Annotated in this window: 10 protein-coding genes; 9 read left to right on the forward strand and 1 reads right to left on the reverse strand. The window is 44.0% G+C overall.

Translation table 11 applies throughout. The features are described 5' to 3' along the window. Positions 1–32 precede the first annotated feature (32 nt). The 6 genes from ilvD (at position 33) to BWI44_RS01480 (ending at position 8254) form a co-directional block, all read left to right on the forward strand. Positions 33–1835 (forward strand): dihydroxy-acid dehydratase, encoded by a 1803-nt coding sequence (ilvD, locus tag BWI44_RS01455; protein WP_195208337.1) that lies wholly within the window; start codon positions 33–35, stop codon positions 1833–1835. A 45-nt stretch (positions 1836–1880) separates the two neighbouring features. Further along, the gene (ilvB, locus tag BWI44_RS01460) at positions 1881–3575 is read left to right on the forward strand and encodes a biosynthetic-type acetolactate synthase large subunit (RefSeq protein WP_195208336.1); all 1695 of its coding nucleotides are present in this window, start codon (positions 1881–1883) and stop codon (positions 3573–3575) included. A 34-nt stretch (positions 3576–3609) separates the two neighbouring features. Next, positions 3610–4179, forward strand: coding sequence for an acetolactate synthase small subunit (gene ilvN / locus BWI44_RS01465; RefSeq protein ID WP_138292917.1), 570 nt, complete (start codon positions 3610–3612; stop codon positions 4177–4179). Then, positions 4172–4924: an acyl-[acyl-carrier-protein] thioesterase gene (locus tag BWI44_RS01470; protein WP_138292918.1), complete on the forward strand. Its 753-nt coding sequence runs from the start codon at positions 4172–4174 to the stop codon at positions 4922–4924. Before ilvN ends, BWI44_RS01470 begins: the two co-directional genes overlap by 8 nt. 52 nt (positions 4925–4976) lie before the next feature. Further along, complete coding sequence (gene ilvC, locus BWI44_RS01475) at positions 4977–6020, forward strand: ketol-acid reductoisomerase (protein ID WP_007659909.1); 1044 nt, start codon at positions 4977–4979, stop codon at positions 6018–6020. A 308-nt stretch (positions 6021–6328) separates the two neighbouring features. Further along, positions 6329–8254, forward strand: coding sequence for an LruC domain-containing protein (locus BWI44_RS01480; protein WP_195208335.1), 1926 nt, complete (start codon positions 6329–6331; stop codon positions 8252–8254). Positions 8255–8334: 80 nt separating this feature from the next. Here the strand turns inward: BWI44_RS01480 and BWI44_RS01485 are convergent, their stop codons facing one another. Then, entirely contained in the window at positions 8335–10224 is a 1890-nt protein-coding gene (locus BWI44_RS01485) for an AAA domain-containing protein (protein WP_195208334.1), read from the reverse strand. Between the two features lie 182 nt (positions 10225–10406). On the opposite strand from BWI44_RS01485, the gene BWI44_RS01490 reads away from it, so the two are divergent. From BWI44_RS01490 to BWI44_RS01500, 3 genes are read left to right on the forward strand one after another with little or no spacing between them, the layout of a single operon-like run. Continuing rightward, positions 10407–12650, forward strand: coding sequence for an aconitate hydratase (locus BWI44_RS01490; RefSeq protein ID WP_007659903.1), 2244 nt, complete (start codon positions 10407–10409; stop codon positions 12648–12650). A 4-nt stretch (positions 12651–12654) separates the two neighbouring features. Beyond that, positions 12655–13803, forward strand: coding sequence for an NADP-dependent isocitrate dehydrogenase (gene icd / locus BWI44_RS01495; protein WP_044154606.1), 1149 nt, complete (start codon positions 12655–12657; stop codon positions 13801–13803). 25 nt (positions 13804–13828) lie between these two features. Beyond that, positions 13829–15172, forward strand: a complete 1344-nt coding sequence (locus BWI44_RS01500) for a citrate/2-methylcitrate synthase (RefSeq protein ID WP_138292921.1) — start codon at positions 13829–13831, stop codon at positions 15170–15172. Positions 15173–15657: the final 485 nt, after the last annotated feature.

A 15657-nucleotide genomic window follows, 5' to 3' on the forward strand; every position in this document is an offset into this window, starting at 1 on the left:
GGAAGGCTTTTTAATTAAAAGGAGATTTGAAGATGAAACACCAATTACGCAGTTCGTTCAGCACGCAAGGCCGCCGTATGGCAGGGGCTCGTGCGTTGTGGATGGCAAATGGCATGAAGAAAGAGCAATTAGGAAAACCTATTATCGCAATAGTCAACTCATTTACACAGTTTGTCCCGGGACATGTGCATCTGCACGAAATCGGACAACAGGTGAAAGCTGAGATTGAGAAGCTGGGATGCTTTGCTGCCGAATTTAACACGATTGCCATTGACGATGGTATTGCGATGGGACACGATGGAATGCTTTATTCGCTTCCTTCACGTGACATCATTGCCGACAGCGTAGAGTATATGGTGAATGCGCATAAAGCGGATGCGATGATCTGCATCAGTAACTGCGACAAGATTACTCCGGGTATGTTGATGGCAACAATGCGTCTTAATATCCCTACTATATTCGTTTCAGGCGGACCGATGGAAGCCGGCGAATGGAACGGTCAGCATCTGGATTTGATTGATGCTATGATTAAGTCGGCTGATGAAAGTGTAAGTGATGCCGATGTGGCTCAGATAGAACAACATGCTTGTCCTTCTTGTGGTTGTTGTTCCGGTATGTTTACCGCTAACTCGATGAACTGTCTGAACGAAGCTATCGGACTGGCATTGCCAGGCAATGGTACGATTGTGGCTACTCATGCCAATCGCACGCAACTGTTCAAGGATGCTGCCAAACTGATTGTTGAAAATGCTTATAAATATTATAAAGATGGGGATGACAGTGTGCTTCCCCGTAGCATCGCTACCCGTCAGGCTTTCTTGAATGCCATGACGCTGGATATTGCGATGGGTGGTTCAACCAACACAGTGCTTCACCTCTTGGCTGTAGCGCACGAGGCAGAGGTAGATTTCAGTATGGATGACATTGACATGTTGTCACGTAAGACTCCCTGTCTGTGTAAGGTTGCCCCGAATACTCAGAAGTATCACATTCAAGACGTAAATCGTGCCGGAGGCATCATCGCTATTATGAGCGAGCTTGCCAAAGGCGGATTAGTCGATACGAGCGTAAAGCGTGTAGACGGTAGGTCGCTGACGGATGTAATCGATAAATACGGTATTACCAGCCCGAATGTTTGCGAAGAAGCTGTGAAGAAATATAAGAGCGCTGCTGCCGGAAAGTTTAATCTGGTACTGGGTTCGCAGGATGTCTATTATAAAGAATTAGATACTGACCGTGCCGGAGGTTGTATTCGCGATCTGGAACATGCTTACAGCAAAGACGGTGGTTTGGCAGTACTGAAAGGTAATATCGCTCAGGATGGTTGTGTAGTGAAAACAGCAGGTGTGGATGAAAGTATCTGGAAATTTACGGGTCCTGCTAAAGTGTTCGACTCACAAGACGCTGCTTGCGAAGGCATCCTTGCCGGAAAAGTGGTCAGCGGTGATGTTGTGGTCATCACACACGAAGGTCCGAAAGGCGGTCCCGGTATGCAGGAAATGCTCTATCCGACTTCTTATATCAAATCGCGCCATCTGGGCAAGGAATGTGCACTGATTACTGACGGTCGTTTTAGTGGCGGTACGTCAGGATTGAGTATCGGACATATTTCTCCCGAAGCAGCTGCCGGAGGTAATATCGGTAAGATTCAGGATGGTGACATCATCGAGATTGATATTCCCGGACGCGCTATCAACGTCAAACTGACGGATGAGGAACTGGCTGCCCGCCCGATAACTCCCGTCACCCGTCAACGCGAAGTCTCAAAGAGTCTGAAGGCATATGCCAGCATGGTAAGTTCTGCCGATAAGGGCGCAGTGAGACTGATTGATTAACCGAGAATTGACAAATGAAATAGAATTCCATTATCCATTAATAGAATGAAAGATATAATAACAGGCGCTGAAGCATTGATGCGTTCCTTGGAACATCAGGGAGTAAAGACCATTTTCGGATATCCGGGTGGCTCCATCATGCCGGTATTTGACGCTTTATACGACCATCGGAAGACATTGAATCACATCTTGGTTCGACACGAACAGGGTGCTACTCATGCTGCGCAAGGTTTTGCCCGCGTATCAGGCGAAGTAGGTGTTTGCCTGGTGACGAGTGGTCCCGGAGCGACGAATACGATAACAGGTATCGCAGATGCTATGATAGACAGTACCCCTTTGGTAGTAATTGCCGGTCAGGTAGGTACGGGATTCCTCGGGACGGATGCTTTCCAGGAAGTTGACCTGGTAGGTATTACGCAGCCTATCACGAAGTGGAGCTATCAGATACGTAGTGCCGAAGATGTGCCTTGGGCCGTGGCCCGTGCTTTTTATATTGCCAAAAGCGGTCGTCCCGGTCCTGTTGTATTGGACTTTGCCAAGAATGCACAAGTAGAGAAAAGTGAATATACCCCTACAACGTTAGATTACATCCGCAGTTACCAACCTGTTCCTGAAATGGATGAAGAGGCTGTGAAACAGGCTGCTGAACTGATTAATAGCGCTGAACGTCCGTTGGTATTGGTAGGGCAGGGCGTTGAGTTAGGTGATGCGCAACAAGAACTGCGTGCCTTTATCGAAAAAGCTGGAATGCCTGCCGGTTGTACCCTGTTAGGACTTTCTGCTTTGCCTACTGCGCATCCTTTAAATAAAGGTATGTTGGGTATGCATGGTAACTTGGGACCGAACATCAATACGAATAAGTGCGATGTACTTATCGCCGTAGGTATGCGCTTTGACGACCGGGTAACCGGAAAGTTGGATACGTATGCCAAACAGGCGAAAATCATTCATTTCGATATAGACCCTGCTGAGATAGATAAGAATGTGAAGACAGATATTGCCGTGTTGGGTGACTGTAAGGAGACTCTTGCTGCCGTTACGGCACTTCTGAAACCTGCTACTCATCCGGAATGGCTGGATAGCTTCTTGCCTTACGAAAAAGTAGAGGAAGAAAAGGTGATCCGTCCTGAATTGCATCCGGCAAGCAAATCGTTGAGTATGGGAGAAGTGATCCGTGCCGTAAGTGAGGCAACGAATCATGAAGCTGTATTGGTAACTGATGTTGGCCAGAATCAGATGATGTCTGCCCGTTACTTTAAGTATAGTAAGGAACGCAGCATTGTAACTTCGGGTGGACTGGGTACAATGGGCTTCGGGCTTCCCGCTGCAATCGGTGCTACTTTTGGACGTCCTGACCGTACTGTATGTGTATTTATGGGTGATGGTGGTCTGCAAATGAACATTCAGGAGATGGGAACCATTATGGAACAGAAGGCTCCCGTTAAGATGATCTTGCTGAATAATAACTTCTTGGGTAATGTACGCCAGTGGCAAGCGATGTTCTTCAATCGTCGTTATTCGTTCACTCCGATGCTGAATCCGGATTATATGAAGATAGCTTCTGCCTACGACATTCCTTCACGCCGTGTAATGACGCGTGAAGAACTGAAAGGGGCAATAGAGGAAATGCTTGCTACGGATGGTCCGTTCCTGTTGGAAGCCTGCGTTATGGAAGAAGGTAATGTATTGCCGATGACGCCTCCGGGTGGTTCGGTAAACCAGATGTTGCTGGAATGTTAATTCTTCATTCATCATTCTTAATTCTTAATTTAGTATGGATAAGACATTATATACGATAATCGTTCATTCGGAGAACTTCGCCGGTTTGCTGAACCAGGTAACCGCAGTGTTTACCCGTCGCCAGATCAATATCGAGAGTCTGAATGTTTCGGCTTCGTCCATCAAGGGCGTACATAAGTACACCATTACCGCATGGACGGATAAAGACACCATTGAGAAAGTAACCAAGCAAATCACCAAGAAGATAGATGTGCTGCAAGCACACTACTTCACGGATGATGAGATCTATCAGCATGAGATTGCATTGTATAAGATAACAACCCCGATACTGGAAGAAAAACCGGAAGTATCTAAAGTGATCCGTAAGTATAATGCACGTATTGTAGAGGTGAATGCTGTGTTTGCTATCGTTGAAAAGAACGGTATGGGTGAGGAAATCACCAACCTTTATGATGAATTGCGTGCCCTCGACTGTGTACTTCAGTTTGTTCGTTCGGGACGTGTGGCCATCACCACCAGTTGCTTCGAGCGTGTGAACGAATATCTTGCTGACCGTGAAACGAAATATCGCTTGAAAAAAGAAAGGGAGCAAAATAATGAGTGAGAATAGTAGTAAGATAGGAAAATATCAGTTTGTAGCGGAACCTTTCCATGTGGACTTTACTGGGCGTCTTACCATGGGCGTGTTGGGAAACCATTTGCTGAATTGCGCCGGTTTTCATGCCAGCGATCGTGGATTCGGTATAGCTACATTGAATGAAGACAACTACACATGGGTTCTCTCCCGCCTTGCTATCGAACTGGATGAAATGCCTTTTCAGTATGAGGACTTTACCATCTGGACTTGGGTGGAGAATGTGTATCGCCTTTTCACGGATCGTAACTTTGCTTTGTTGGACAAAGACGGAAGGAAGATTGGCTATGCACGTTCCGTGTGGGCTATGATTAACCTCAATACCCGCAAGCCTGCCGACTTGCTGGCATTGCATGGAGGTAGCATTGTAGATTATGTGTGCGATGAACCTTGCCCTATCGAGAAACCTTCACGCATCAAAGTGACTTCTACCGAACCGGTAGCTACACTGAAAGCTAAATATAGTGATATCGACATCAACGGACATGTGAACAGTATCCGCTACATCGAACATATCATGGACTTGTTTCCGATAGAGATGTATAAGGAAAAGCGTATCCGTCGTTTTGAAATGGCTTATGTAGCCGAAAGTTATTACGATGACGAGCTCACTCTTTATAAAGATGAGTTGGGAGACGGAGCTTTCGATATTGAAGTGAAAAAGAATGGCAGCGAAGTCGTTTGTCGTTCGAAAGTGATATTTACAGAGAAATAATTTTATTAATCATTAGCTGGCGCAAGCCACAAATAAAAAACTAAAAAAGAAAATGGCACAATTGAATTTTGGCGGTGTTACTGAGAACGTAATGACCCGCGAAGAATTTCCTTTGGAAAAAGCACGTGAAATTTTGAAAGATGAAACAATTGCAGTGATCGGTTATGGTGTACAGGGACCGGGACAGGCGTGCAATCTGCGCGATAATGGTTTCAATGTAATCGTTGGACAGCGTCCGGGTAAGACTTATGAGAAGGCAATTGCTGACGGATGGGTGCCGGGTGAAACACTGTTTGGCATTGAGGAGGCTTGTGAGAAAGGTACTATCATTATGTGCTTGTTGTCTGATGCAGCCGTAATGTCTGTATGGCCTACGATCAAACCTTACCTGACTCCGGGAAAAGCTCTTTACTTCTCTCATGGCTTTGCTATTACTTGGAACGACCGTACAGGTGTAGTTCCTCAGAAAGATATCGATGTAATTATGGTAGCTCCTAAAGGTTCGGGTACTTCATTGCGTACCATGTTCCTCGAAGGTCGTGGCTTGAACTCTTCTTACGCTATCTATCAGGATGCTACAGGCAAGGCTATGGATCGTACCATCGCATTGGGTATCGGTATAGGTTCAGGATATTTGTTTGAAACTACTTTCCAACGTGAAGCTACTTCTGACCTGACAGGTGAGCGTGGTTCATTGATGGGAGCTATTCAGGGATTGCTGTTGGCTCAGTATGAAGTATTGCGTGAAAACGGTCATACTCCGTCAGAAGCATTCAATGAAACTGTAGAAGAATTGACTCAGTCATTGATGCCGTTGTTCGCAAAGAATGGTATGGACTGGATGTATGCTAACTGTTCAACTACTGCACAACGCGGTGCTCTGGACTGGATGACTCCGTTCCACGATGCTATCAAACCGGTAGTTCAGAAATTGTATGCAAGCGTTAAGTCTGGTAACGAGGCTCAGATCTCTATCGACAGCAACTCTCAGCCCGATTATCGTGAGAAACTGAACGAAGAACTTCGTCAGTTGCGCGAAAGCGAAATGTGGCAGACTGCTGTTACGGTTCGCCAGTTGCGTCCGGAAAATAACTAATCTTTCTTGGGAGAAATGAGAGGAGTAATGCAAGTTGCTCCTCTCATTTTGTATAACAAAGTATGAAATTGCCGGAAGCATAACTTCTTTTGGGGTAAAACATATGTAATTACCCAAAACATACGATCTGTTTGGACAAAATAGACTCTGTAATGTGAGCAAATACATTATCTATTTCGGAAAAAGAGTAATTGTTGATCATCTTTTGCTAAAAATTGCATATTATAATAATTTATTTTTCGAATAATATAATAAATGAATATAATTTGCTACTTTTGTATCGAATTAACAACATAAAACATATTTCTATGACGAAGAGAGCAAACTTCTATGCAATACATGGCGTATTCTACTATTTACTATGCAGTGTATTGGTTATTTTGATGGTATCGGGATGTACCCGTGATGTTTATGATCCTAATGGTGGTGGTGATGAAGATAAACCTAATTCTTTTGATTTTGCCACTACTTCTACTATTCAGTTGAATGTGAAGTATGATGTTCCTGAAGGTTATAAAGTGCTTTTCAATGTCTATTTTGAAGATCCGTTTACTACAGATGAAAATGGACAGACTGTTTTGCGTACTGATATAAACCCTGCGATTACCCGTATGACTGATGAGAATGGTGAGTATCACGCCAAAGAAATTGTGGCGGCAGATCACGGAGCGGATGCTTATATCTATACTTCGTATGTTGGAGTTCCGGGATTGGTGCGGACTACTATAACGGACAATGTGATTAATGCTGATATTGAATGGGAATTGACTAATAATACTCCGGAGACACGCGCTGCTGCAGTTACGTGGAATGCTCCTAACGGGTTTGGTGTTCTGGGAACGTGGCAAACTAATGGTCGTCCGAATTATCTGAATACTGAAGGAGAACTGAAATTATCCAATACTATATTGAATACTATTAGAAAAGTGATTCCAGAAGGGGGAAATTGCCCTGTTGATTATCGCCAGTCTGTAGATTTTGAAGTGAATGATCCTGAAAAAAGAGATGTTGAAATTTCCGTTCGCTTTATTGGAGGAACCAGTTCAGCTGCAAGTGCTTTTGGTTACTACTGTTATAGGGGTGAAGCTACTAAAGCGAAAATAGCAGCTACAAAGAAGTATATTATATTTCCTAATACGCATACCCGAGATGCTAAAGCAAAACCTGTTGGTTTGAAGGGGGGAGAATGTGTCAAACTGCATTATATTGATGAGAATGGAGTAGATCAGGGTACTGTATTTCCTAATGGAGTAAAGATAGGCTGGTTTCTTTTTAATGATTCTTTTAAGAAGAACGGTAATAAAGGAAATATAACTCTTTATTCAACTCCTAAAGCGAACTCTAATGGGCGTACATATACGGCTGCTTTCCGTATCAATGATTTTGTAGTGCTATCATTTGAAGATTATACGATTGATCAGGATTATAATGATGTACAGTTTAATGTCTGGTCCAATCCTATAGAAGCGATAGCTCCTGAGGTTCCGGAGGTAAAACCTGATCCGGGAACAGATGATGACCGTTCTGTCGCCTATCGCATGACTTATAAAGGAATTTTAGCTTTTGAAGACAACTGGCCCAATAAAGGTGATTATGATTTGAACGATGTTATTGTGAAGTATAATTCTGTCCTGTCGTTTAATACGAGTAACCAGGTACTTTCTACAGAAGATACATTTACAGCACTTTGGTCTGGAGCTTCCTTTAAAAATGGTTTTGCTTATCAGATGAATACGGATCGTTCGAATGTAGTTACTGAGTTTGACAACATTTCAGATACCAGTCAGGGTTTGGACCGCGAACTTGCCAAAGCTACGGTTAATGTGTTTACTAATGCTCTTTCGGCTACAGAGAATAATACAAAGACAGCATCTTATAAGATTAAAAATACCCTGACTACTCCTGTAGATCATGAAACTTTCGGAGTAGCTCCTTATAATCCGTTTATCATGGTTCATGAGAATTTGGGTAGCAATCGTTGTGAAGTTCATCTGGTAAACTATAAGCCAACAGAAAAAGCTAATATGAGTTTGTTCCATACAGGCAAAGACTTGTCTTCGCCAAACAATGGTATCTACTATGTGGCGGCAGAGAATTATCCATTCGCCATTCAGTTGGTTGATGCGGAAGATTTTAGTACCACTGAAACCGAAAGTGTAGATATTACTTATCCGGAGTTTATCAAATGGGTGAAATCTAACGGTAGCGAGTATAAGGATTGGTATAAGAAATAAAAGCGGGAGGCTTTTCTGGGAAATAAGAGATTGCGCAATTTCATGCAGGAAATGACTTGTATGAAGTTGCGAAATCTTTTTTATGTTTTTGAAATCTGTTGGATATACTCAATAAGTTTGTGATAGAATTTATGATGCTTTAGTGTATTAGCTTCACCCAGTATCACCAGCTTCATTCGGGCACGGGTTATGGCGACATTCATTCTTCGCAGGTCGTTGAGGAAGCCTATCTGTCCTTCTTCATTGGCACGTACAAGGCTGATGAAGATGACATCACGTTCCTGTCCCTGGAAACCATCTACAGTGTTAACAGTGAGTAGACTGCGATAGGGTTTGAGTGACCCGCTTGCTTTAATCTTATTACGGAGATATTGCACCTGCGCTTTGTAAGGAGAGATGATACCGAAATCAATCCGTTCTTCTAAGACACGCTTTCCGCCGATCCGGTTAATATAAACTTTTAATTCCTGAAGCAGTAAATCGGCTTCTGCTTTATTGATACGCCCAAAGGTTTCACCTACGAATTCTTCCTTAAAGTCCATTTCAGAGGTATCTATCCAACTGATAGGCGTATCCCAATCGAGAATGCCGCGGTATCGTATTTCCGGAGCCGCTTCCAGTTCTCCGTTGTAAAACCATTGTGAGGGGAATTTCATGATCTCCTCATGCATACGGTATTGTACTTTCAATAGGGAGACGGTACTGGGTTTATTGGCAACGACTCTTTCCATCAATGTAGATTCCAGTCCTCCACGGGCAGCTTCATAACATTTTATAGTAGGTGGAAGCTGGCAATGATCGCCTGCCAGCACTACACGGTCAGCCTTGCGGATAGCTATCCAGCAAGCAGCTTCTAAGGCTTGAGCGGCTTCATCAATAAAGAGTGTACCGAAGCGACGTCCGTTTAATATGCGGTGATTGCTACTGATGAGGGTGGAGGCTATGACATGGGCATTGTCGAAAAGATCGGCATTGATTTGTATTTCCAATTGTGTGGCACGATCACGCAGACGGCTCATGCGATTGCGGGCACTTTCCCGTTCCTCATAACTGCCCCGATGTTTTCTGCCCATTTCACGTATGGCTTTGCGGATACTCCATAATTCAGAGTAAGCCGGATGTCCTTCAAAGCGGCGTTCATACGTGAAAGAAAGCATCTTGTCATTTACTCGGGTAGGATTACCAATGCGCAGAACATTCACACCACGGTCTACGAGTTTTTCACTGATCCAGTCGACAGCTGTATTACTTTGGGCGCAAACCAGTACTTGAGGTTCGCGGTGTAATGTTTCATAGATGGCTTCTACAAGAGTAGTAGTTTTTCCTGTTCCCGGAGGGCCGTGTACTATAGAGACATCACGTGAGTACAACACTTTATTCACTGCATTCTCTTGTGTGGAGTTCAGCCAGGGAAAACGGACAGGGTAAAGTTCACGGAATCCGGGTTTCAGAGTTCCCAACATAATATCTCTCAATTCTGCTAATCGATTACCCTTGGCACGAATTACATCGGAGAGGGCTTCGAACATAGTGCGGTAGGACGTTTCATCAAAATAAAGCTGCACTCCGAGGTTTTCGGCAGATTGCACTTCCAGTATAGCACCTGCACCGGGCATCGCAACAACCATGCGGGTTTCGTTGGCATAGCTGATGGTACCGATGGAATTGAAATAAGTAATCTTCCCATCATATCCTTTGCGGAAAAAACAGACGGGACGCCCGAATTCAAAATTATGTTCTATATCAGTATCTTCCGTATGTGTAATTTCTATTACTAATTGATTCAGCGAATTGTAGTAACTTCGTCCGGGAGTGGCAGGATACCAACAGAGTCCCCGTTTCACCTTGCGGGCGATACCCATGGTTTCAGTCTGCCTTTTGAATTCTTCTTTTTCGAATTCATATTCCATACGCAGGAGCAGTTCTTGTCGCTGAAGATGGTCGGTTGGAGAAGGGAACTTGTTATTCATATATAATAATGATAGAGGCTGATAAATTATCATTTATCGCCCAAATTTTTCGCAAAGGTAATCATTCTTCGCTTTTGGAGGAAGAAAAGTTTTAATTTGTTAAACCTTTAACGATTTTAGTTTGTTTATTATATTAATTTGTAATCTTTACAATATTGAAAAACTAAAAAATAAATGTGATTATGGTGTATGACGTAACTATGTTAAAGGCCTTTTATGCTTCTTATAAGGGGAAAATGGAACACGTGCGGGCGGTACTGCAACGTCCGCTGACATTAGCAGAAAAGATTTTGTATACTCATCTGTTTGATGAGAAGGGAGTAAAAGACTACAAACGGGGAGAAGATTATGTAAACTTCCGCCCTGACCGTGTAGCAATGCAGGATGCAACCGCACAAATGGCATTGCTGCAATTTATGAATGCAGGTCGCGAACAAGTTGCCGTACCTTCGACAGTACATTGCGACCATCTGATACAGGCCTATAGAGGAGCCCGGGAAGATATTGCCACTGCTACCAAGACAAATGAAGAAGTATACGATTTCTTGCGTGATGTTTCTTCCCGATACGGTATCGGTTTCTGGCAGCCGGGTGCGGGTATTATACATCAGGTAGTATTGGAAAATTATGCATTTCCTGGTGGAATGATGGTAGGAACGGACTCTCATACACCCAATGCAGGTGGTTTGGGTATGGTTGCTATCGGTGTCGGCGGTGCCGATGCGGTGGATGTGATGACCGGTATGGAATGGGAATTGAAAATGCCTCGCTTGATTGGTGTACATCTGAAAGGTGCACTAAATGGTTGGGTGGCTCCCAAAGATGTAATTCTGAAGTTGGCAGGTATCCTGACGGTTAAAGGTGGTACAAATGCAATCATTGAATATTTTGGACCGGGCACGGCTTCTTTGTCCGCTACCGGTAAGGCAACTATTTGTAATATGGGTGCCGAAGTCGGTGCCACCACGTCACTTTTTCCTTATGATGATCGTATGGCTACTTATCTGAAAGCTACCGGAAGAGAAGAAGTGGCAGAGATGGCTGATTCTGTGGCGGGTGATCTTCGTGCAGATGCCGACATCATGATTGCCCCGGAGAAGTATTACGATCAGGTAATTGAGATTGACCTTTCCAGGCTGGAACCTTATATTAATGGTCCTTTTACTCCCGATGCCGCTACGCCTATTTCTGAGTTAGCAGAAAAAGTATTGGTTAACGGTTATCCGCGTAAGATGGAAGTCGGATTGATAGGTTCATGCACCAATTCATCCTATCAGGATTTAAGTCGTGCCGTTTCCCTGGCCCGCCAGGTTGAAGAGAAACATCTGAAAGTAGCTGCTCCCCTGATTGTGAACCCCGGTTCCGAACGGATACGTGCTACGGCAGAGCGGGATGGGATGATAGATACTTTTGAGAAAGTCGGTGCTACAATTATGGCAAACGCCTGTGGTCCCTGTATTGGTCAGTGGAAACGTGAGACAGACAACCCTACTCGTAAGAATTCTATCGTAACCTCTTTCAACCGTAATTTTGCCAAACGTGCAGACGGTAATCCGAATACGTATGCCTTTGTCGCTTCCCCCGAATTGACGATGGCACTGACGATTGCCGGAGACCTTTGTTTCAATCCGCTGACAGATGTATTGGTGAATCGCGAAGGAGAAAAGGTAAAGCTTTCCGAGCCCGTGGGTGAAGAATTGCCGCCGAAAGGATTTGCCGAAGGTAGTGAAGGGTATATGGCTCCCAGTTGTGAGAAGACGGAAATCAATGTGAACCCTCATTCACAACGACTCCAATTGTTACAACCATTCCCTGCCTGGGAAGGAACTGATTTGCTTAATATGCCATTACTGATTAAGGCACAGGGCAAGTGTACTACAGACCATATCTCAATGGCAGGTCCGTGGCTTCGGTTCCGTGGACATCTGGAGAATATCTCAGACAATATGCTGATGGGTGCTGTGAATGCTTTCAATGGAGAAACTAACAGTGTCTGGAATCGTTCGACTAATACGTACGGTCCGGTTTCCGGTACGGCAAAGATGTATAAGTCTGAAAGGATTTCTTCCATTGTAGTAGCCGAAGAAAACTATGGTGAAGGTTCCAGTCGTGAACATGCTGCTATGGAACCCCGTTTCCTGAATGTCCGTGTGATCCTGGCAAAGAGTTTTGCCCGTATCCATGAAACGAACCTAAAGAAACAAGGTATGCTGGCATTGACTTTTGTCGATAAAGCCGATTATGATAAGATTCAGGAACATGATTTGATTTCGGTAATCGGATTGACGGACTTTGCTCCCGGCCGTAATCTTAAGATTGTCCTTCACCACGAAGATGGTACTAAGGATAGCTTCGAGGCTCAACATACGTATAATGAACAGCAGATAGGCTGGTTCCGTGCCGGTTCTGCTCTTAATGCAAGATAGAAAGATGGATAAAATTACAGTACCTTTTATTACCGGTGATGGGGTAGGAGTTGAAATTACTCCTTCTATGCAAGCTATTGTGAATGCTGCCGTGCAGAAAGCATATAGCGGCCAACGGCAAATTGAATGGATGGAAGTGTGGGCAGGCGAACGGGCTTTTGAAAAATGTGGCCTGTGGTTACCTGATGAAACGATGGAAGCTTTCCGTGATTACAAAGTGGGTATCAAAGGTCCGCTGACTACACCTGTCGGTGGTGGTATCCGTTCACTAAACGTGGCATTGCGCCAGACACTGGACTTGTATGTATGCCTGCGACCGGTTCGTTGGTATCAGGGCATTCACTCTCCGGTTCGTCATCCGGAGAAGGTGAACATGTGTGTATTCCGTGAAAATACGGAAGATATTTATGCAGGTATCGAGTGGGAAGCCGGTACACCGGAGGCAGAGAAGTTCTATAAGTTTCTGCACGATGAGATGGGGGTAAAGAAAGTACGGTTCCCCAAGACATCTTCTTTCGGTGTGAAACCTGTTTCAAAAGAAGGAACGGAACGATTGGTGCGGGCTGCATGTCGGTATGCACTTGAGAATAACCTGCCTTCCGTGACATTGGTGCACAAGGGAAATATTATGAAGTTTACCGAAGGTGGTTTCAAAAAGTGGGGCTACGAATTGGCTGAACGTGAATTTGGAGAAGCATTGGCTGACGGAAAGCTGGTGATAAAAGACTGCATTGCGGATGCTTTCCTGCAAAATACCTTGTTGATTCCTGAAGAATACTCTGTGATTGCTACTCTTAATCTGAATGGAGATTATGTTTCCGATCAGTTGGCTGCCATGGTGGGCGGTATCGGCATTGCTCCCGGAGCAAATATCAACTACCAGACCGGACATGCCATCTTTGAAGCCACCCATGGTACGGCACCGAATATTGCAGGCAAAGATATTGTGAATCCCTGTTCCATCATTCTGTCTGCCGTAATGATGCTCGAATACTTCGGTTGGAAAGAATCTGCTTCCTTGATAGAACATGCCTTGGAACAAAGTTTCCTTGATGCCCGTGCTACCGCTGACTTGGCGCGCTTCATGCCCGGCGGTGTCTCTTTGTCCACTTCTGCCTTTACTCGGGAGATAGTGGAAAGAATTGAAAAATAATACTAACGATTAAAACGATACGAAAATGAAGAAGGAATATTTAGTTTATAAGCTTTCCGAGAATATGAAGGAAGCGGTTCGGATTGATACCGAATTATTCTCCAAATTTGATGTGAAACGCGGTTTGCGCAATGAAGACGGCACGGGTGTTTTGGTCGGGCTCACCAGAATTGGTAATGTAGTGGGTTATGAACGTGTTCCGGGCGGTGGCTTGAAACCTATCCCGGGTAAGTTGTTCTACCGTGGTTATGATGTAGAGGATATTGTTCATGCTTTTGTTAAAGAGAAGCGTTTCGGATTTGAAGAAGTGGCTTATCTGTTACTGTCCGGTAATTTGCCCGATAAGGAGGAGTTGGCTTCTTTCCGTGAACTGATTAATGATAATATGCCGTTGGAGCAGAAAACCAAGATGAATATTATCGAACTGGAAGGGAGTAATATTATGAATATTCTGGCACGCAGTGTACTTGAGATGTATCGTTTTGATCCTGCTGCCGATGATACTTCCCGTGACAATCTGATGCGGCAGAGCATTGATTTGATTTCCAAGTTCCCGACTATTATTGCTTATGCATATAATATGCTGCGCCATGCCACTTTCGGGCGTTCATTGCATATTCGCCATCCGCAGGAAAATCTTTCTATTGCCGAAAATTTCCTCTATATGCTGAAACGTAATTATACACAGTTGGAGGCGCGTACGCTCGACCTTTTGTTGGTGCTTCAGGCTGAGCATGGTGGTGGTAATAACTCCACTTTCACGGTTCGTGTTACTTCTTCTACCGGAACGGATACATACTCATCCATTGCCGCAGGTATCGGTTCGTTGAAAGGCCCGCTTCATGGCGGTGCAAATATTCAGGTGGCCGATATGTTCCATCACTTACAGGAGAATATTCAGGACTGGACAAGTGTGGATGAGATCGACACTTACTTCACCCGTATGCTGAATAAGGAAGTTTATAACAAGACGGGATTGATTTATGGTATCGGACATGCTGTTTATACGATTTCCGATCCACGTGCTATCTTACTGAAAGAATTGGCTCGTGATCTTGCCCGGGAAAAGGGTAAAGAGCGCGAATTTGCTTTCCTTGAACTCTTGGAGGAACGTGCTATCGAAACCTTCGGTCGTGTGAAGAACAATGGAAAGACGGTATCGAGCAACGTTGATTTCTATTCCGGCTTTGTTTATGAAATGATTGGGTTACCACAGGAAATTTTTACGCCGTTGTTTGCCATGGCTCGTATCGTCGGCTGGTGTGCGCACCGTAATGAAGAATTGAATTTTGAAGGTAAGCGTATCATTCGTCCGGCATACAAAAATGTACTCGAAGATACGGTTTATGTACCTATTAAGAAGCGATAAATAGGAGTAAAACGGGAAAGTAATGAACTAAATGCTGATAATAATTTAGGCGCGGATTACACGGATTCTTTTTCTGTAATATAGTGTGATAGCGCAGCCATTAATCCGTGTAATCCGCGTAATCCGCGCCTAAAATTATATTCATAACCGCTCAGAAATGAGTTTTTAGTCCGTTGATGGCGACTGCTTTCGTGTAGTCAATTATAAGTTTAAAGATAAATTGCCGTTCACTTTTGTCCGAAAATCTTGATTTTTAAATAAAAAGATGAAAATGTGAGGTTGTAGTGCTCTGTATTTCAGGATTTTAAGAGGACTGCATCTCACATAATGACTGAGGTACCCTCACATAACGACTCGGGTCAGATGTAAATATAGAAGAGTAAATTTCAAGCATTGGTTTAACTCATAACCGTATAGTAATGAGACCGTTTTTTCTAAACTGTTTGTTCTGATTTATTAAAACTAAAAGCGTCTTTGTAACTAGT

Source organism: Bacteroides sp. Phil13, from assembly GCF_001940965.1.
GTDB lineage: Bacteria > Bacteroidota > Bacteroidia > Bacteroidales > Bacteroidaceae > Bacteroides > Bacteroides intestinalis.

Bases quoted from the DNA above. Each gene is read 5' to 3' on its own strand.
- ilvD (WP_195208337.1), top strand. From the start codon at position 33: ATGAAACACCAATTACGCAGTTCGTTCAGCACGCAAGGCCGCCGTATG.
- ilvB (WP_195208336.1), top strand. From the start codon at position 1,881: ATGAAAGATATAATAACAGGCGCTGAAGCATTGATGCGTTCCTTGGAA.
- ilvN (WP_138292917.1), top strand. From the start codon at position 3,610: ATGGATAAGACATTATATACGATAATCGTTCATTCGGAGAACTTCGCC.
- BWI44_RS01470 (WP_138292918.1), top strand. From the start codon at position 4,172: ATGAGTGAGAATAGTAGTAAGATAGGAAAATATCAGTTTGTAGCGGAA.
- ilvC (WP_007659909.1), top strand. From the start codon at position 4,977: ATGGCACAATTGAATTTTGGCGGTGTTACTGAGAACGTAATGACCCGC.
- BWI44_RS01480 (WP_195208335.1), top strand. From the start codon at position 6,329: ATGACGAAGAGAGCAAACTTCTATGCAATACATGGCGTATTCTACTAT.
- BWI44_RS01485 (WP_195208334.1), bottom strand. From the start codon at position 10,224: ATGAATAACAAGTTCCCTTCTCCAACCGACCATCTTCAGCGACAAGAA.
- BWI44_RS01490 (WP_007659903.1), top strand. From the start codon at position 10,407: ATGGTGTATGACGTAACTATGTTAAAGGCCTTTTATGCTTCTTATAAG.
- icd (WP_044154606.1), top strand. From the start codon at position 12,655: ATGGATAAAATTACAGTACCTTTTATTACCGGTGATGGGGTAGGAGTT.
- BWI44_RS01500 (WP_138292921.1), top strand. From the start codon at position 13,829: ATGAAGAAGGAATATTTAGTTTATAAGCTTTCCGAGAATATGAAGGAA.